This is a genomic window from Pantoea sp. Nvir, from assembly GCF_009829915.1.
Lineage (GTDB): Bacteria > Pseudomonadota > Gammaproteobacteria > Enterobacterales > Enterobacteriaceae > Pantoea.
In genome coordinates this window covers 134,528-154,096 of the sequence record NZ_SZZW01000003.1, presented here as the reverse complement: position 1 = coordinate 154,096, position 19,569 = coordinate 134,528, and the positions used below count along the sequence as shown (strand labels likewise).

Sequence of the window (19,569 nt, the reverse complement as noted above, 5' to 3'; positions counted from 1 at the left end):
TGCGATTTTGCAGACCGGCCGAACAGTGTTCCAGAGGATGAGTGCTTTTGAAGGCATTAATTCGGATATTTTCGTTTAGAGAGCTATTAATATTTAATAGCGAGCAGTGAATTATTATTCGAAACTTTCCATCTGGAAGAGATTACAAATATTTATATGTGAAGTTTTTGCACCATTTCTTCAAAATCTAGTGAACATTTGATACTATCTGGTGGTAATAGATTAGTGAACTCATTGTTAAAAAGTTGCAACAGCACCCTGAATGGTGGCTGGTAATTAAGAAGCAGCTGCCATAGCTGGATGAGTGACGGCGATATGCGTACTATTTCAATTAAGAGATAGTTACGGTGGATAGCGAGATGTCACTGATACGTGTACTGCGTCTCTTTCGTTACCGCATGTTAGTGCAAATTGCTTGGATTCAGTGTTTTTCACCACACTAGAAGACGATTACCAAGAACAGAGTTGTGAATGGAAACGTTACTCGATATTAAATTATGTTTGATGGGCAACGACGCTCAGGATCTCCGGAGGCAATAGATATATCTAATGCCGAGTCTGTTCATCTATACTGCCATTATATCGATTTTAGCTCGATTCAGGTACTACAGAATACGAGCACGGCGAAGTACAGCGGTGCTCACTGGGTAAAAAAATCAAACTTGGAACAGCCGTAGCGATATGAAAAACCTACATTTTCTACGCTGTCTAGAAAATCTACTACAAGGTATTGGCAACGAACAGATTTAGAAGATGCCAAGAAGTGATACAGTATACTGTATTGGGCTTCTTGTATGAGTAATGGTGTGAGTTCGGAAAGTTGGACCATTTTTAATAACGTGGCTTGAGAATCATATGGCATCAGTGCACGTTATTTTTAACGAACTGATCAGCCGAGAAATTCCGTTAATTAGACACTAGCCTAAGTGAGGCGAGTTCAGAGGCATGTGGTACGAATAGAGGAACTGGCACTTTTATCACCACAGTATCACCACAGTTAATTAATAAGCAGCGGCAGATATTAAAATGAGTTCTAGCGGATTTTCAACACGATATCAATTTCCGCGCCAGCGGTCCGCGAGGACGACTAGTGATAATTAGCTGATGCCGTTGCTGATGAGTGAAGTATGCTTTCGTGATGATATCTTAGTGATCTTTAGTCGTCTTGTTCCTCTACTGCTAGGTCTACTAAAATGTAATATTTATCTTGAACTGCTTATTAAATATCACGAAGCACTGCATCATTTGATCCGTATGTGTATAGCGATCATCAAATGATCGCCAATCAGTTGGATAACTATCCGATAATACCGGATAAGTTACTCGATACCACCATTTTCTATCAACCCCCTGTTATTGACGCTTATAGTAACGAGTTGTGCCAGTATTTAATACGTCTTCCCTTTGATGATGATGAGCAACAACTTGAAATATCTATCGTGTTAATTCAAACAAACGCAGCTACTGCGAATTACGACGGCAGATATTGTGAGCATCTTACCACCGGTAATGGAAATAAGCGATCACTTAACTTGGCTGACGGAAATAATTATCGAATCAGTCGTTCAACACTCATAGCGTATGATGCTACAACGTTACGGACGGCCAGGACATCTGTAAGAGAAGGTAGAAAACAGTTTCTTGGTATTGGGCTATGGTAAGATAGGTGCCTGGGAGTTAGGCTATAGCTCTGATCTCGATCTTATATTTTTACATGACTGTCCAGTAGATTTAGTACCTGACGGCAAGCGTAGCATTGACGGTCGTCGGTTTTATCTTCGTCTAGCATAGTACATTGTATAGCTTTTTAATACATGTACTGTGTCAGGTGTGCTTTATAAAGTAGATGCAGCAGCAGGATACGGCTTTCTGGAGAAACCGGCATGCTCGTCACCACTTTTGACTCCTTTAAAATTATCAGTGCCATGAAGCTTGGACCTAGGAACATGAAACGTTGGTTCACGCCTGTGTAGTATTTGGTGATGAGGATTTAGTCAGTCTTTTCAATACCATTCGCCGTAAATTATTAGTATGCCTCGAGCGACGGGAGTATTGTAAAAAAATGTACGCGCAATGCGAGAGAAAATGCGTGTGTATCTAGGCAAAAGACATAAAGGGAGTTAGGACATTAAAATGGACGAAGGCGGTATTACTGATATTGCATTGATCGCACAATATCTTGTCTTGCGTTATGTTGATGAACAACTTGAACTGACATGCTGCTCGTATAATGTGCGTATTTTCAAGTTAGTAGCTCGCTATGCTATGATAAAATGTTTCAACTAGAAGCACAGGATTTGGTACGTGCCTATGTCGTGCTACGTGATAAGTTGCATTATCTGGTATTGAAGGGACTTCCTAGCTACGTCACACCGGAAATTTTTTCTGCAGAAAGAACGCGTAACAGTTGTATCAAGCTGGCAGCATTGGTTGGTTGGTTGGTATCTTCGCTATCTCTTGAACTGTCTGTCCATAGAATGGATTATATTGATGTTATTATCTACGCAGTATTTTTTTACTACAGTCTGGAGTCTCTGGTATGAAAATTACCTTGCCTGCGTTCGACCAGGCTTCGGTGCTAGTTGTAGGTGATGTGATGTTAGATCGCTATTGGTATGGTCCAACTAACCGTATCTCTCCTGAAGCATCAGTACCGATAGTGAAAGTGGATACTATCGAAGAGCGTCCGGGTGGAGCAGCAAACGTAGCGATGAATATCGCATCATTGGGTGTATCTTGCCGGCTTATCGGATTAACTGGCGAAGATGAAGTAGCGCGTGTGCTGTGCGAAATGTTGAAAAAAGTTAATGTCCAGTGTGACTTTATTACGGTTAAAACTCATCCTACTATCACTAAGCTGCGTGTGTTATCGCGTAACCAACAGCTAATTCGTCTTGATTTTGAAGAGGATTTTAAACAAGTTAATCGAGAAGCAATTCATCAACTCCTATCTCAATCACTGGAAAGGACAGGCGTATTAGTGTTTTCTGACTATGCGAAAGGTGCGCTCTCCAGCGTGCAGACTATGATTCGTTTGGCATGTGAGGCTAAGGTGCCCGTGTTAGTCGATCCTAAAGGCACTGACTTTGAGCGTTATCGTGGCGCAACTCTACTAACACCAAATATTTGGGAGCTCGAAGCAGTGGTGGGAAAATGCAAAAACGAAGAGGAGATTGTGAGTCGCGGTATGCATCTGATGACTAATTATGAATTTTCAGCATTGCTTATAACGCGTTCTGAAAATGGCATGACGCTGCTTCAGTCTGGCAAAGTACCGCTGCATCTACCAACACAAGCACAGGAAGTCTTTGATGTGACTGGCGCAGGTGATACTGTGATTGGTGTTTTGGCTGCTGCACTAGCTGCTAGCTCTTCATTCGAGGAGGCCTGCTTTATGGCAAATGCTGCCGCGGGTATAGTGGTAGGTAAACTAGGAACATCTACTGTTAGTACGGTTGAGCTGGAGAGTGCAATTCATGGGCGTTCGGACGAAGGTTTTGGTATTATGAATGAAGGGCAATTGAAAATCGCTGTAGAGAAGGCACGTCAGCGAGGCGAAAAAATAGTAATGACAAATGGTGTTTTTGATATCTTACATGCAGGACATGTCTCTTACTTAGCTAACGCGAGCAAGATGGGAGATCGTCTGATCGTAGCGGTTAATAGTGATTCTTCAACAAAGCGTCTAAAGGGATGCGGCCGTCCGATTAATACGCTAGTGAATCGTATGATCGTTTTAGGTGCTCTGGAAGCAGTAGATTGGGTAGTTAAATTCGAAGAAGACACGCCACAGCGTATTATCTCAGTTATTCTGCCCGATCTTCTTGTAAAAGGCGGCGATTACAAACCGGAAGAAATTCAGGGTAGTACAGAAGTACTTGCACATGGTGGTGATGTGCAAATACTTAACTTTAAAGACGGAATTTCTACCACAAATATTCTTAAAAAGATCCGCGGCGAATAGCTATAATATCGGGCGATTGTGACTTGCTGGTATCAGCACGGACCTGACCAGTAACTACGGCAGGGGCCGGTGTAGACGGCAGCCGGCCTTCTAGATGCGCAAGGCGTTGCTCTACTGCTTCTAGTTTTTCACGAGTGTGTAGTAAAACCTGTGTTTGCACGTCAAACTCCTCGCGATTCACTAAATTCATACCAATCAGCTGAGCTTGAATACCTTGGCGGATTTTCTTTTCGATATCATCGCTAAATTCACGAATTCCTTTCGGCATTGCCTCCTGCAATTGCCGCGCAATTTGTGCAATTTTTTTCGTATCAATCATTATCATTTCCTGATTTTGAATTACTGATGACAACAGGGTACTACACCCTAATAGGGTGTAGTACCCTCATAATGATGATGTAGTATCATTTTTAAAACAAAAGGTTACACTCAAAATCGGCGTAATATAAGAGGTAAAAACATGTGGGAATTATTAACGACTCACTTACGCCAATAACATAACATAGCATGGGGACAAATAAAAAAAAGGTATCTTTGCACGCTTTACTGACCAACATCCTTCATGATATAAAATAATCTTGTTTTTAATCAACTAATCTTTTTACCAAAGCTTCGAAGACAACCTAAAGTATAAAAGAATTGGTGGTTTTTTGATTGCCAGACCCGTAGATGAGCGCTATAGTTGGTTAAATTATTCTCAGGGCGGGGCGAAACTCCCCACCGGCGGTAAATCAGCAATAGCTGCAAGCCCGCGAGCGCTTCCCGGTAATAGGAAGGTCAGCAGATCCGGTGTAATTCCGGAGCCGACGGTTAGAGTCCGGATGGGAGAGGGTAACGGCATCTGCCGGGCTACGCCTGCTTTGCGTTATTACCATGTTCTTATTAGGCATTACTCCTAAGCTCGCCCTGATTCTGGTAGCTCATATATTTTATAAGGCTTTTATTACCATGAATCAGACTCTTCTTTCTGAATTTGGCACACCGGAACAGCGTGTAGAACGTGCTGTTTTTGCTCTCCGCAGGGGACATGGAGTCATGGTGCTCGACGATGAAAATCGAGAAAATGAAGGGGATATAATTTTTGCTGCGGAAACTATGACTGTAGAGCAGATGGCACTGACGATTCGCCACGGTAGTGGTATTGTCTGTCTCTGCATTACTGAAGAGCGCCGTCAACAACTCGCGCTACCGATGATGGTAGAAAACAATACTAGCGCCTACGGCACTGGTTTTACAGTAACAATTGAAGCTGCCGAAGGTGTCACTACAGGGGTATCGGCTAAAGATCGTATAACCACCATTCGTGCGGCAATTGCTAATAATGCTGAGCCCAAAGATCTCAATCGCCCGGGTCACGTATTCCCGCTGTTAGCACGCGATGGTGGTGTATTAACGCGCAGTGGACACACTGAAGCTACTATTGATCTAGTTACACTGGCAGGCTTTAAGCCTGCCGGTGTGCTTTGCGAACTGACCAATGACGACGGCAGTATGGCACACACACTGGAAACCATTATTTTCGCTAAAGTAAACAATATGCCAGTCGTTACAATTGAAGATTTAGTGATATATAATCGTAGTTCACACGAAAACAACAGGCCTGCTGAACTGATTGACTGGTAAACAAGAAACATGTTACATATTAAGCCATTTATTGTTAGTTAACATTTAATAACATCAGTCGTCCAATCATATCAGTGCCAGGGTTGTTTCTATTAATTTTATGCCGTGTTGTAAGCTCTAACTTGGAGGAACGATAAAAGTCTACGAAACATGAAGTGATTTTTGGTAAAATAATCTCTTCGAAATTGTTGAACTACTACTTAGTAGTGTTAATCTTTCTTATTCACTGTTGTAGTATAGAGAAAAAGCAAGTTTATACTTAGGCCTTCCGTTCATAATTGGTACGAGGTGTTTTCCACGCCCTTATATGTCTATTTTAACCTTGCATACGGATAAAGATGGAATAACTTGGGGAAGCGAAAGAGATAGAGGATCATCGTACCATTTATAACTCTAACGATTTTTCGTAAGTGTTATTCGACACTTAGTGTTCCGCGCTGAATTTGTCTACTTGAATTTCGCTTTATTTTGGATACAGACTATTTCTCATAACTTATGGGGTACTATAAAAATATACTTTATGTACTCTATGATATACTAGAGAGTAGCTTATGCAGGTATGATGTAGAAAGCGTATATCCTTTAAACAAAGCAAGAAACTGTTCATCTACTACGAAGGTAGTATCTATGGGTTGCCAAACAAAACTAGTAAAAGATGTTCTCAGATACTAGCTTGTGAGGGTATGTGTAAGGATAGCCCTGTAAACTATCAAAGCATCAGCACGATTCACTGGTTAGAGCATCGTGTATCATAATAAAAGTGGTTGAGTCTAGCTTCCGGGTAATTTTTGCCTATGCTCTAGTACATCTGCTGGATATACATAAAGAGGACCAACGCTGGTTACTGTATACAACAGGATAATAAAATCTATTAAAGCCAAGAAAATTTCATAAATTATCAGTAATAATCCTTAATTTAGTTGATTATAACGTATGTCTCATTAAATCACTTATTAGCAGTGGACGAGAACTGATGTACGAGGCACATCGATACCGGTGATACCTCAATATCACAAAAATTGCTTCTCTACATTAGTAGATCACCTTATGTATTGGTTACCAATTGCACCGGCGTTAAAAACTTTGTCTAAGGTTCCTGTAAGGAAAGTCTTTTAGTTTTGTAAACTTACCAACAAAGCAGCTTCCCGCCATCCCATAGAATGGCTATTGAGAACTATTGTCGATACTCATAATACTCTTAGGCGTCATGGAGTTACTGATGAGGTAGGTATTTCATTTCTAACCTTATTGTTCAGCACCTGCTGTATATGCCCATTTAGCGTACCAATAGAATAATTCACTTTCGTTATTACTAATAGAAGCATCTATATTATTTTAGTATAAAAGCATACTTTAACGCTATCATAGCTTGCTTATGACATATCTTTCGATATGTGCTAAGCGCAATTATATGAATTAGTAGAATTTTCTAGAGCTGATAGAATTGAACTACGTTGTAGACAGCTGGCTAAGTAACTGGCAGTTATTTAGCCAGCTGTCTACAACGTCCTACCTTTAGTAGTTGACACTATAATAGTGCGCTTTGTCTACATTTGATATTGTCAAGCACGATTTTACTATTGTATCACGATAATATACAAAGCTTGCAGTGCCTTAAAATAAAGTCAAAAAGGTATTAGATATTATTAGGAAAGCCAACGATACCGCTATCCATGCATTAGATAGCAGGCAATTCTTCTAGAGGCCAACGGGGCCGTACGTTGATTGCTAATTCACCTCGAGCACCACCTTTTAGGCGAGCCATGCCTGCATAGGCGATCATGGCTCCGTTGTCAGTACAAAACTCCGGGCGTGCATAGAATACTTTACTGCTGCGTTCTTGCATCATCCGTGATATACACTCGCGCAATTTGAAATTAGCGCTCACTCCGCCTGCAACTACTAATCGTTTAAGGCCCGTTTGTTCTAGTGCACGTTTACATTTAATCATTAGAGTATCTACTAATGCATCCTCAAAAGCTCTTGCAATATCAGCGAGAGTCTGAGCGTCATCTGCATTTTCACGAATAGTTTTAGCTGCAAAAGTTTTCAGACCTGCAAAACTAAAGTCTAATCCTGGACGATCGATCATTGGACGTGGAAATGTGAAACGCCCGGTAATACCTTGTTGCGCTATTTTTGATAGCATTGAACCACCTGGATAGTCTAAACCTAGAAGATTGGCAGTTTTATCGAAAGCTTCTCCTGCCGCGTCATCAATAGACTCACCCAATAGTATATATTTGCCAATTCCAGTAGCGCTAAGTAGCTGGGTATGACCTCCCGATACTAGCAGCACCACAAAAGGAAACTCCGGTGGCTCTTTTTCTAGCATAGGTGTGAGTAGATGACCTTCCATATGATGTACAGGAATGGCGGGTACTTTCCACGCAAATGCGAGCGCACGACCTATAGTGGCCCCAACCAGAAGGGCACTAACCAACCCTGGACCTGCGGTATAAGCGACTGCATCGATTTTGTGCTGCAAATGCATATCAGTTTCTTTTAGTGCCTTCTGGATTAAAGGAACGGTATTTCGCACGTGATCACGTGCCGCTAGTTCCGGCACCACACCTCCATAATCAGCATGCAATTTTATTTGGCTATAAAGTTGATTAGATAGTAAGCCTGCTTCATCATCATATACTGCGATACCTGTTTCATCGCAGGATGTTTCAATTCCAAGGACTCGCATAACGCCTATTGACTGATTATTATTTCATGAGTTGCATTTTAGCATAGCACTAATTTTCGTGTTGATTCTTTTTGTCTAAAAAAAATAATTGTGCAACACATAAAGATTATGCTACTCTTTCCTAATTGTGAAAAATCAAACAACATCTTTGTGAGCAGCAAAACTTTTTTTGCTAGCTCTTAATTTTCCATACTGTTGTTTTATAAACTGAGCTATATTAGAATGCCGTTTCACCAGAAGTGAACGTCTGGCAGTAAGATAAGCAACAAACCCAGAATTCTATCAAGATAACAAGAGAAGATTTATACATGCCGGTAATTAAAGTACGTGAAAATGAACCGTTCGATGTAGCACTACGGCGCTTTAAGCGCTCCTGTGAGAAAGCGGGCGTTTTGGCTGAGGTGCGTCGTCGTGAATTTTACGAAAAACCTACCACAGAACGTAAGCGTGCTAAAGCTTCTGCAGTTAAAAGGCACACTAAGAAACTGGCCCGTGAAAACGCACGCCGTACTAGGTTGTATTAAGTTTTCCATAGCCATTTACTACTAACACAGCTAGAGTTAGCTAGCTATAATGGGTACTACGTCCTTAGTAAGAGGCCAAGGACTGATGTTGTTTTCACTCTAAAAATGGGAGTCTATGGCTGGAAAAATTCCACGCATGTTCATTAAAAGCCTGGTTGCTCGCACAGACATCGTGGATCTTATTAGTACCCGCGTTAAGCTAAGGAAACAGGGTAAGAATTATCATGCGTGTTGTCCCTTTCACAGTGAAAAATCTCCGTCCTTTACGGTAAGCGCCGAAAAGCAGTTCTATCATTGTTTTGGCTGTGGTGCCCACGGTAATGCCATCGATTTCTTAATGAAATACGACCGACTCGAATTTATTGAAAGCATCGAAGAGCTAGCTGTACAAAATGGCTTAGAAGTGCCTTATGAATTAAGTAGCGAACTAAACCAGCTGGAGTACTACAAACGCCACAGTCTATATCAGCTGATGGAGAACGTCAAGAATTTTTATCAACAAAATCTAAAGAAGCCTCAGTCGCAGGAGGCACGTGACTATCTTAGCATTCGGGGCTTGAACTCCGAGATAATTGAGCGTTTTGCTATAGGTTTTGCACCAGCAGGCTGGGATAATGTAGTAAAGCATTTTGGTGGAAATCCAGAGGATCGGGCTTCCCTAATGGAAGCCGGTATTTTAGTTTCTAATAATAAAGATCGCACCTATGATCGTTTCCGCGCTCGTATCATGTTTCCTATCCGTGATAAAAGGGGACGTGTAGTTGGTTTCGGCGGACGTATTCTAGGCAGCGGTATGCCGAAGTATTTAAATTCCCCGGAAACTCCGATTTTTCACAAAGGTCGCCAACTTTATGGTCTTTATGAAGCTCAAAAGAGTTATTCTCAGCTTGTACGTCTGTTGCTAGTGGAAGGTTACATGGATGTAGTAGCACTAGCACAGTTTGGTATTGATTATGCAGTAGCTTCATTAGGCACTTCGACTACGGCTGAGCATATTCAGCTTTTATTTCGCAGCACTAATACCGTAATTTGCTGCTATGATAGCGATCTCCCCGGTCGATATGCTGCTTGGCGTGCTCTAAAAACCGCATTACCTTATATGAATGACGGACGTCGGTTATGCTTTATGTTTTTGCCTGACGGCGAAGATCCAGACACCATGGTACGTAAAAAAGGAAAAGCTGTATTTGAAGAGCTAATTAAGCAGGCGATACCTTTTACCTCTTTTATATTTGATGCATTGTTGCCACAAGTGGATCTGAGTACTTGCGACGGTAAAGCTCGCCTCAGTAAGCTGGTGCTACCCCTGATTAACCAGATTCCAGGTGTAATATTGCGCATATATATGCGTCAGGAACTGGGTAATAAAATTGGTATTCTTGACGATCACCAATTAGAAAAATTGATACCGAATCAATCTATTAGCAGTGAAGGGCAGTGGATAGCTCCGACGTTAAAGCATACCAATATACAGGTATTGACGGCACTACTGGTACAGAATCCACAGCTTTCGAATTTGGTGCCGATGTTTAATGGGCTTTCGGAGGTAAAAATGGCGGGGTTGCCATTATTTGTTGAGTTAATCGGCCATTGCAATAAGGATCCTGGATTGACTACCGGACAGATACTAGAGTTATATCGTGAAACAAATTTCAGTCAGGTGCTTGAAACTTTAGCCACATGGAACCACATGATAGTGGATGAGGAAATTGAAGCGGTGTTTCACGACTCGTTAGCAAGTATTTATAACTTCGCACTTGAACAGCATCTAGAAGAGCTGGTCGCACGAGATCGCGTTCATGGTTTGAGTACCGAAGAACGTCGAGAATTCTGGAGATTAAGTCAAAAGTTAGCGAAAAATAGAATTTTGACAGGTTCAAACCACCCTTAAAGCATGCTTTAAGGGTGGTTTGAACCTGTCCATTTCTAGTACGCATCGCAGAAAACTAGAGCTTTACAATGAGATAAAGTAAAAAGGGAACATAAAGCTCAGAGTGCAAAAGCTAAGGAAGCTCAACCCTAAAAAAACTCAATCGGCTTAAGTGCTGATATGTAATGGGCAAAAGTCCTAGCCGCGATGAAGGCAGCGGCAAAAATATAAAACCTTCACTGTTCTTGTTGGCTTGTTGCCGACCGACACTCATCTATTAACAGAAGTGTGGATACCGTCTTATGGAGCAAAACTCGCAGTCACAGCTTAAGCTACTTGTCACTCATGGTAAGGAGCAAGGCTATCTGACCTATGCTGAGGTCAATGACCATCTGCCGGAAGATATCGTCGACTCTGATCAGATCGAAGACATCATCCAGATGATTAATGATATGGGGATTCAAGTAGTGGAAGAAGCCCCTGATGCTGATGATTTAATGCTAAACGAAAATAGTGCTGATACAGATGAAGATGCTGTAGAAGCAGCTGCTCAGGTATTATCTAGTGTAGAATCTGAAATTGGTCGTACTACTGATCCAGTACGAATGTACATGCGCGAAATGGGTACCGTTGATTTGTTAACGCGTGAAGGTGAGATAGATATTGCCAAGCGTATTGAGGAGGGTATCAACCAAGTACAGTGTTCTGTTGCGGAATACCCAGAGGCTATTACCTATCTACTCGACCAATATGATAAAGTTGAAGCCAGTGAATTTCGCTTATCTGATTTAATCACTGGTTTTGTAGACCCAAACGCCGAACAAGATTACTCACCTACGCCTCCTCACGTTCGCTCGGGGTTATCTGAAGAGCACCATGATGATAACGAAGATGAAGATGATAACTCCGAAGATGACAATTCTATCGATCCAGAGCTGGCTCGAGAAAAATTCGTCGAATTACGCAAACAGTATGAAACTACTCGGAATGTCATCAAAACCAAAGGTCGCAGCCATTCTAATGCGATTACAGAGATTCAAAATCTTTCTGACGTTTTTAAGCAGTTTCGCTTAGTACCGAAGCAGTTCGACTATTTAGTAAACAATATGAGAGAAATGATGGAGCGCGTGCGCACACAGGAGCGTATTATTATGAAGCTGTGTGTTGAACGATGCAAAATGCCGAAGCAAAATTTCATTATGTTGTTTACTGGCAGTGAAACCAGTAAAAATTGGTTTAAAACCGCTTTGAACATGAATAGACTCTGGTCAGAGAAGTTGAAAGCGGTTGAAGAAGATGTGATGCGTTGCTTACAGAAGTTACATCAAATTGAAGAAGAAACCGGCCTAACTATCGGGCAAGCGAAAGATATCAATCGTCGCATGTCTATCGGTGAAGCTAAAGCACGCCGCGCAAAGAAAGAGATGGTAGAAGCTAACTTACGTCTAGTGATTTCAATCGCGAAAAAATATACCAACCGTGGTCTGCAATTTCTTGACTTGATTCAGGAAGGCAATATCGGTCTGATGAAAGCAGTTGATAAATTTGAATATCGTCGTGGATACAAGTTCTCAACCTATGCAACATGGTGGATTCGTCAGGCTATAACCCGCTCTATAGCCGATCAAGCACGTACAATTCGTATTCCGGTACATATGATTGAAACTATTAATAAGCTTAATCGTATCTCTCGGCAGATGCTACAGGAGATGGGCCGTGAACCAACACCGGAAGAACTAGCTGAGCGTATGTTTATGCCAGAAGATAAAATTCGTAAGGTGCTTAAAATTGCGAAAGAACCGATATCTATGGAAACGCCAATCGGTGACGACGAAGATTCTCATTTAGGCGATTTTATCGAAGATACTACTCTAGAGCTTCCACTGGATTCTGCAACTTCCGAAAGCTTACGTTCAGCAACGCATACTGTCCTGGCGGGACTTACCGTGCGTGAAGCAAAAGTTCTGCGAATGCGTTTTGGGATCGATATGAATACTGACCATACTCTAGAAGAAGTAGGTAAACAGTTCGACGTGACGCGTGAGCGTATTCGTCAGATTGAGGCTAAGGCGCTGCGTAAGCTGCGTCACCCAAGTCGTTCAGAGGTACTACGTAGCTTCTTGGATGATTGACCTGCCTTACACTAAAAAGCCCGGAACTCCGGGCTTTTTAGTGTAAGGCAGGTCAAATAATATATAAAGTAACCTGCTTACTACCTTTAATTGTTTTTTAAAAAAAATCAACATAGGATAGAACGTATATCGTAAGTACCTCGAAAAATTCTCGCTTTTTTTGCTGTATTAGCAGCTTAATCATATAACAGCAAATTACTATATGCCGCCCACAGAGGCTGGCCTATCTATTATGTTTAAAGTAATTCATTGTTACTGTAATATCTGAAATTTACGGGATATAAAAACTACTAGTACCCAATGATTTATATTGTATGTCTCACATGTAGCACTCCACATTTAGCTAATGTGCAGTTAAAAACAACACTTAAACAAATTTTATTTTGTCAATTCATTTTATCAGGAACTAAGAAAACTTATTAGTTTTTCATGAAAAGTAAGTTGAATTTAATTACACAGTAACAGAAATTTCTCCTATAAAAAATTATAATATTGCTGATAAGCTTCAAGCTTTCATCCAGTAAAATAAGTATGACAATTAAGTAAAATGGCATTTATACAGAACTAAACTTTTAATACCACGAAGATACCTTTATACTTTATTATAAAATATGGTTAAATACTTGTTTAAAGACCTTGATGTAGCACATTCATTACCTAGTAATATTCCAGAGTATTTTTTAACAAAAAAGAAAAATGCTATAACAAACTTGCCGAAAATTTCAATGGGCAACACACCGACTGATACGTCGCTTATATTCTATGTCAGCTCTACATATAAAGCTCTCGATCTTTGTAACATTAACTACATCAAAATTATAGAGTGATAAAATTTATCAGCTTAATTATAAGCTAACTATTAGCGTTCCACAGATAAGCAATTTCTAACAAATACTAGATTACAAATTATTCACTCTATTTGACATGGAACTAAAACAAGACAATATTATTAATATCAATGCAATGACTACAATAATAAACTGTTCTTGAAACATTCATACTCTGCCTGTTCCTGTTTAAAATAAATCGCCCACATCTGGGACAACGCAAGAAGGGATAGGTCTTCTTGCTAAGAAGAAAAAATTTCTGGATATTAATATTGGACGCATCCAAACAACATTAACCTTCATCATTAAGTCAGTTAGGAGTGTATTGTTAGCATTATTTAGAATTTAAGATTCAAAAGTACGATTCAAATCATATTATGATAATTTGTAAATTCATATGAAGATCTATTTACGCGCTTTCTTTCAGAGAATGAAGAAAATTGGGTAGTTTTTTAAGAAAAATTTAGTATTTAGGGGGAAGAGTGCTAGATCTCCCTAAAAAGATATATTATAATTCGCGACCGACTGGCCCCTTAGCTCAGTGGTTAGAGCAGGCGACTCATAATCGCTTGGTCGCTGGTTCAAACCCAGCAGGGGCCATCGGATATTTTATTTTTCTTATAGAAAAGAAACTAAAATAGGACGCCTTAGTTAAAAAAAACTAATCTAATTTGTGTTAAAAACTGCTAATACTAAAGTTTCCAACAGAAACATGCTCACGTAGCTAAATTTACCATACCTAAATCGAATTTTTACATCACATTAATGAAAATCATACAATGTCAGTACTGATACCTTATTTTACGGTAGTAAATTTCTCACTACTGTGCTTCATTAAGTCTGATTATTTTCTTAAGCAAGACAGTTATAGGGCTATGTGATCCTATGAGATCTTCAATATTTTCCTGGTAAATTGTAATGACAAAACTGCGAGTAGGTATTGTGTTTGGCGGTAAATCGGTCGAACATGAAGTCTCATTACAGTCAGCAAAAAATATCTTGGCTGCTATCGATAAAACGCGTTTTGAACCGGTACTATTAGGAATAGATAAACAAGGAAAGTGGCATCTTAATAACTCTTCCAACTTCTTAGCTAATGCAAAAAATCCAACACTTATAGCCCTTAACTATTCTGGAGAAATCTTAGCACTAGTGCCAGGGGATACGCAGAACCAGGTAATCGCCCGCTATAATGGCCGTCCTCTAGCGCAGCTTGATGTAATTTTTCCTGTTGCGCACGGAACATTCGGTGAAGACGGATCATTACAGGGTCTATTACGCATGACTACACTACCCTTTGTTGGTTCTGGGGTACTCAGTTCAGCAGTTAGTATGGATAAACATTTTACTAAATGTCTGCTACGTGATGCTGGATTACAGCTTGCACCCTGGATTAGCGTAACAAAAAAAAAACGATCGCTTATTAAAGCATATGAGGTAATTGCACACTTAGGTTTACCGCTTTTTATTAAACCAGCAAATCAGGGATCTTCAGTAGGTATTAGCAAAGTTGATAAATTGGAGGCGTTTGAACATGCGCTCGATCTCGCTTTTACCTTTGACCACAAAGTACTTATTGAGAAATGTATCACAGGCCGTGAAATCGAGTGTGCAATACTAGGCAATGATGAGCCATATGCAAGCCCATGCGGAGAAGTAATAGTACACGATACCTTTTACAATTACGAAACTAAATATATTAGTAAAACTGGCGCGAAGATACAGGTACCGGCGGTCATTGATTCTCAAACCAGCGATCTCATCCGCACTATAGCAATAAAGGCTTTCCAAAAGCTAGAATGCAGTGGTATGGCACGCGTTGACTTCTTTCTAACCGAAGCAAACAAGATTTTTGTCAACGAAATAAATACATTGCCTGGATTTACCGATATCAGCATGTATCCCAAGCTATGGGAGGCCGGGGGGATCAGTTGTTGCAACCTTATTACCCGGCTGATAGAGCTAGCATTAGAGAGTCATCAGCAAAAAATGCAATTAAAAAGTAGCATTTAAAAATGGTGTAACGTGGCAATGTAGGAAAGTCTCAAGTTAACATAAGACTTCCAAACAGAAGGAAGGGCCTGATGTTGTCTCACTTCAAAAAGCTCCTTTTCCAAGTATTTATATAACCTAGAACACTATAGCTACTAGGCAGAAAATCTTGCTTAAGGAGCACATTGATACAAAGAGCGTATTGTATCCATGTTAATCTAAAAAGATTAGAGGGTTTAATAACAATAAAAGTGAAGTACAAAATCTATCAAGATAGCGCCAAGAAACAACAATTATTATTGTAATGAATATTAATAAGATCTTATAAACTTAGCTAAATAATAGTTAATAAACTTAATATTTTTAATTAATGAAACTATCTATACAATAGCAGCGCCACAGATAATAAGACGAGTTAAAAATTTAGATTATCTGCCCCTATCAATCAATCATATTGCCGACCAGCAGTATTCCTCGACACGCTATGTGACTTGCGTATTAGATGTCTTGTAAAAATATTCACTACAACCTACTTACCCATATCGTGGCAAAGTTGGTATAGAAACAACTTATACTAGTCAGTATGGGAAAGGGATTTAAGGTGACTCTCTTAAACGTCCTAGAAAATAGAAATAGGCAAGGACAGCACCAAATATTTCACTAAACTGCTGAAATTATTTCAAAGCTATTATCATCAACCGTTGACTAAGTTGTGTTACCTAATATCAACTAAAAAACTCTAAATGATATTTTCAGAAAAATTTAACAAATTAACAGCAGCATCGCGGTAATATTTGACATGACATCCCTAGGATAAAAAGGTAAAGTTTTGAAATGAAATTTCATGCCCATATACGTTCCACCCTACTTGATGCGCTAAAGTGGGTAGAATATGCTTTCCAGACCACAGGTGAGAAGCCGCCCGCAGGAGCCTTTTACGGCCTGCAACGACATAGTCCGATAGTGGTATATGACGACGACGCTAATACACTACCTAAAAGTCGTGAATCAGACGGCATCATTGGGCTGTGCATTCGGCCGGTGGCGGTCTACACAGCTGATTGTTTACCGGTTTTAATCGCTGATACGCAGCATCAACATGTAGCAGCAGTACATGTAGGTCTACAAGGTGCGCTAGAGGGTGTCCTAGATCGTACTGTTGAACGACTTTGCATAGAAGGAGCTTCACCAATGCATCTCCACATCGCCATCGGCCCGGCAATCGCTCCGTGTTGTTATGAAATAAGCGCAAAAAAACTGGCACAAATAACTCATATGATGCCAATTTTGCTAAAGCATTGTTGCTGGCATTATAAGCAACCGTATAATCCGCTCGCTGTGAGGGCTCAGGCACATGCTACGCAAAACAGCATATGGTTTGATCTCCCGCAAATGGCAACAGAGATACTGAAACAAGTGGGAGTGAGATCTACAAATATTGAAAATATTGGCTTATGCACCTATTGTATGGCAGAAATTGGATCGAGCTACCGGCGCAATACCCACTTTAACAACGGCTACCAATCATTCTATTCATGGATACGCCGTTGCAACGCATGAACCTTGCTTTTTGATGAATCTCATAATACTGTTCAATGTTTTTAACATATTATTTTTTATAGAAAATTTATCTAACAATCTATCTATGGTGAGTGATGTGCTGGTGAACGATCATTACCCTTTTTCTTTTATTATTCTCCCCTCTGAGCTGGGCGTTATTTAACTGTGTTCACCTGTTCTGAATACTATTTGTAAGAACATACTCATGATATGTATGTATCTTCTCTATTCTTCAAAGAACAAAAAAGTAAAGTTGATTGTGGTTACTAACATCCCACTAAACACATAAGGAATGGCAATAGTAGAATTACATGACACTCGATTCTTGTTTTAAGAAAGTGGATAGCATTACCGATTACTGATGTCGTGTATGCACAGAAGATGGAAAAATCTATACACCGGCCGTTAAAGCTACTAAAAATAGTTATTCAGACAAATAAGCCAGTCGCAGCAGACAATCCCGTAAAAAACTATCACTGATTTTGCTAGTTGACACCGTAGTTAAGCTACAGCGATGTGGAAATCATAGTTTTACTACAGGCTATTCGATTAAAGATTTTTAAGCGGCTTTGAATAAGTTATTAATTACAAAGCAAAGGTACTCATGGTAATCGCTCTTTCACTCACGCAAACGTCCTCGACCCTAGTATATACTTTATTACGATGAATATAAATGCAGTATGCAGATAATCCGAAATCTAATTCTGTGCTATGTAGTCGGACATTTGCCAAAGTTCTGTATCAGCTTGCTTTACAAGTAATATAATGTTTTCTAGTGACAGCTGTTTTTTTCTTTTTTCACAGCAGGAAACACTATGCAGACTGTAGGAACGCCTTTTCTTTGGGGCAGCTTTACGATGGTGGTGCTTACCATGCTGATAATTGATCTTTTTTTACGGGGAAGAGAGCACGGGACACAAACTATAAGTTTTAAACAATCTACGATTTGGTCACTGATTTGGGTATCAGTCACTCTGCTATTTAGCGGCGTATTCTGGTGGTATACTGAAAGCAAAGTTGGGTACTCAATCGCAACAACGCAAACTCTGGCATTTTTAACCGGCTATATTTTGGAAAAAGCGCTAGCAGTAGATAACGTCTTTGTCTGGTTAATGTTTTTTAATTACTTTTCTATTCCTGCCTCTCTACAGCGGCGTGTGCTTATTTATGGTGTACTAGGCGCTATAGTACTCCGTACTATCATGATTTTGGCAGGAAACTGGCTAGTAATGCGGTTCAGCTGGATCTTATATCTGTTTGGTATGTTCTTATTGCTAACCGGCCTGAAAATGATTTTTAATAAAGAAAAACATAAAAAGAAAATGGGTTACAAAATAGTAGTAAGCTGGCTGAGTAAGCATCTGAATATCACCAATACCTTAGAAGGAGAAAATTTTTTCATCCTTAAAAACGGTGTTATTTTTGCTACTCCACTGTTCTTAGTATTAGTTATAATAGAGCTAAGTGACGTTATTTTCGCACTTGATAGCATTCCAGCTATTTTTGCCGTAACTACCAATTCCTTTATAGTATTGACTTCTAATCTGTTCGCCATTCTTGGTCTACGCGCCATGTATTTTTTGCTTGCCAACGTTGCTGAGCGTTTCTTCATGCTTAAATATGGACTAGCTATCGTACTAGTCTTTATCGGCATTAAGATGCTAATCGCCAAAATTTATCATATTCCTGTAGCAATTTCATTAAGTATAGTGAGCACTATACTTAGTTCAACTATATTTATCAACGCGTGGGTAAATCAGAAGAACAACAAGAAATAACTCAAAATAGTTAGCAACATGAGAGAAGAGAAAAGACAATAATGACAGTCATCGTCCAATTCTTTCTTCGAAAATACAGTTAAGAGGCAATAGTTAAATATCAGTTTTTTAAAAAACCCAGCATGATTAAATGTCACTTAATACCACTTCCTGGATCTAACTTTCCATTTACTAAATTGTATAATATTAATTTTTTCTAATAAAAATTTATTTAAAATTTGACTTGGTATGATAAAGTACAGTACGTTATTATTATTAATAATAATAACATTCACTATCTAAAAAATCTAACTATAATTAGAAGGAGTTTTTCATGTAGTAAAATGAGTTTTTAACAGTTCTTTTTTTGTGAAATGATCCAATAAGTTAAATTCGCTCTTTATGCTAAAGAGCTGGACACGAGTTCATGTTTAGTATAATATGCGAAACTATGCTAAATTTTATTACAAAAGCCCCACTTTATAAAAAGTAAATACATCAGATTTAAAAGGCTATGTTAGTATATATTAGTTTAGTAATATATGGTCTACACTGTATTATCTCACCTTTAATACCGTTACCTCTTTGAGGTAATTGTAAACCACATATTACACCCGACAGTACT

14 protein-coding genes, 1 tRNA gene, 1 pseudogene and 1 riboswitch are annotated in these 19,569 nt (G+C 39.5%); of the genes and pseudogenes, 14 read left to right on the top strand and 2 right to left on the bottom strand.

Going from position 1 to position 19,569, the window contains the following annotated elements; all coding sequences use genetic code 11:
* Positions 1–497 precede the first annotated feature (497 nt).
* From FD729_RS03430 to hldE, 6 genes and pseudogenes are all read left to right on the top strand, one after another.
* Positions 498–677, top strand: coding sequence for a hypothetical protein (locus FD729_RS03430; RefSeq protein WP_159931880.1), 180 nt, complete (start codon positions 498–500; stop codon positions 675–677).
* Between the two features lie 427 nt (positions 678–1,104).
* On the top strand, positions 1,105–1,278 hold the full coding sequence (locus FD729_RS03425) for a hypothetical protein (RefSeq protein ID WP_159931879.1): 174 nt from the start codon (positions 1,105–1,107) through the stop codon (positions 1,276–1,278).
* A gap of 231 nt (positions 1,279–1,509) precedes the next feature.
* A pseudogene (locus FD729_RS05300) lies at positions 1,510–1,791 on the top strand (hypothetical protein).
* A gap of 342 nt (positions 1,792–2,133) precedes the next feature.
* Positions 2,134–2,286, top strand: coding sequence for a hypothetical protein (locus FD729_RS03410; RefSeq protein ID WP_159931877.1), 153 nt, complete (start codon positions 2,134–2,136; stop codon positions 2,284–2,286).
* A complete protein-coding gene (locus tag FD729_RS03405) occupies positions 2,274–2,543 on the top strand; it encodes a hypothetical protein (RefSeq protein ID WP_159931876.1) in 270 nt (89 codons plus the stop codon). The genes FD729_RS03410 and FD729_RS03405 overlap by 13 nt, the downstream gene beginning before the upstream one ends.
* Complete coding sequence (gene hldE / locus FD729_RS03400; protein ID WP_159931875.1) at positions 2,540–3,964, top strand: bifunctional D-glycero-beta-D-manno-heptose-7-phosphate kinase/D-glycero-beta-D-manno-heptose 1-phosphate adenylyltransferase HldE; 1,425 nt, start codon at positions 2,540–2,542, stop codon at positions 3,962–3,964. Before FD729_RS03405 ends, hldE begins: the two co-directional genes overlap by 4 nt.
* On the opposite strand, the gene FD729_RS03395 is transcribed toward hldE, so the two are convergent.
* Positions 3,942–4,283: an accessory factor UbiK family protein gene (locus FD729_RS03395; RefSeq protein WP_159931874.1), complete on the bottom strand. Its 342-nt coding sequence runs from the start codon at positions 4,281–4,283 to the stop codon at positions 3,942–3,944. The genes hldE and FD729_RS03395 overlap by 23 nt on opposite strands.
* A gap of 370 nt (positions 4,284–4,653) precedes the next feature.
* Positions 4,654–4,801, top strand: a riboswitch (FMN riboswitch).
* A 111-nt stretch (positions 4,802–4,912) separates the two neighbouring features.
* On the opposite strand from FD729_RS03395, the gene ribB reads away from it, so the two are divergent.
* The gene (gene ribB / locus FD729_RS03390) at positions 4,913–5,587 is read left to right on the top strand and encodes a 3,4-dihydroxy-2-butanone-4-phosphate synthase (protein ID WP_159931873.1); all 675 of its coding nucleotides are present in this window, start codon (positions 4,913–4,915) and stop codon (positions 5,585–5,587) included.
* Between the two features lie 1,678 nt (positions 5,588–7,265).
* Here ribB and tsaD read toward each other — a convergent pair.
* Entirely contained in the window at positions 7,266–8,282 is a 1,017-nt protein-coding gene (gene tsaD / locus FD729_RS03385; protein WP_159931872.1) for a tRNA (adenosine(37)-N6)-threonylcarbamoyltransferase complex transferase subunit TsaD, read from the bottom strand.
* Positions 8,283–8,590: 308 nt separating this feature from the next.
* Here tsaD and rpsU point away from each other — a divergent pair, with 308 nt between their 5' ends.
* From rpsU to FD729_RS03350, 7 genes are all read left to right on the top strand, one after another.
* Entirely contained in the window at positions 8,591–8,806 is a 216-nt protein-coding gene (gene rpsU / locus FD729_RS03380) for a 30S ribosomal protein S21 (RefSeq protein WP_159931871.1), read from the top strand.
* 115 nt (positions 8,807–8,921) lie between these two features.
* Positions 8,922–10,697 (top strand): DNA primase, encoded by a 1,776-nt coding sequence (gene dnaG / locus FD729_RS03375; protein ID WP_159931870.1) that lies wholly within the window; start codon positions 8,922–8,924, stop codon positions 10,695–10,697.
* Between the two features lie 281 nt (positions 10,698–10,978).
* On the top strand, positions 10,979–12,808 hold the full coding sequence (gene rpoD / locus FD729_RS03370; protein ID WP_159931869.1) for an RNA polymerase sigma factor RpoD: 1,830 nt from the start codon (positions 10,979–10,981) through the stop codon (positions 12,806–12,808).
* A 1,354-nt stretch (positions 12,809–14,162) separates the two neighbouring features.
* Positions 14,163–14,235, top strand: a tRNA-Ile gene (locus FD729_RS03365).
* A gap of 318 nt (positions 14,236–14,553) precedes the next feature.
* Positions 14,554–15,648 (top strand): D-alanine--D-alanine ligase, encoded by a 1,095-nt coding sequence (gene ddlA, locus FD729_RS03360; protein WP_159931868.1) that lies wholly within the window; start codon positions 14,554–14,556, stop codon positions 15,646–15,648.
* Between the two features lie 813 nt (positions 15,649–16,461).
* Positions 16,462–17,187 (top strand): polyphenol oxidase family protein, encoded by a 726-nt coding sequence (locus tag FD729_RS03355; RefSeq protein WP_159931867.1) that lies wholly within the window; start codon positions 16,462–16,464, stop codon positions 17,185–17,187.
* 815 nt (positions 17,188–18,002) lie between these two features.
* Positions 18,003–18,965: a TerC/Alx family metal homeostasis membrane protein gene (locus FD729_RS03350; RefSeq protein WP_159931866.1), complete on the top strand. Its 963-nt coding sequence runs from the start codon at positions 18,003–18,005 to the stop codon at positions 18,963–18,965.
* The last annotated feature ends 604 nt before the right edge of the window (positions 18,966–19,569 follow it).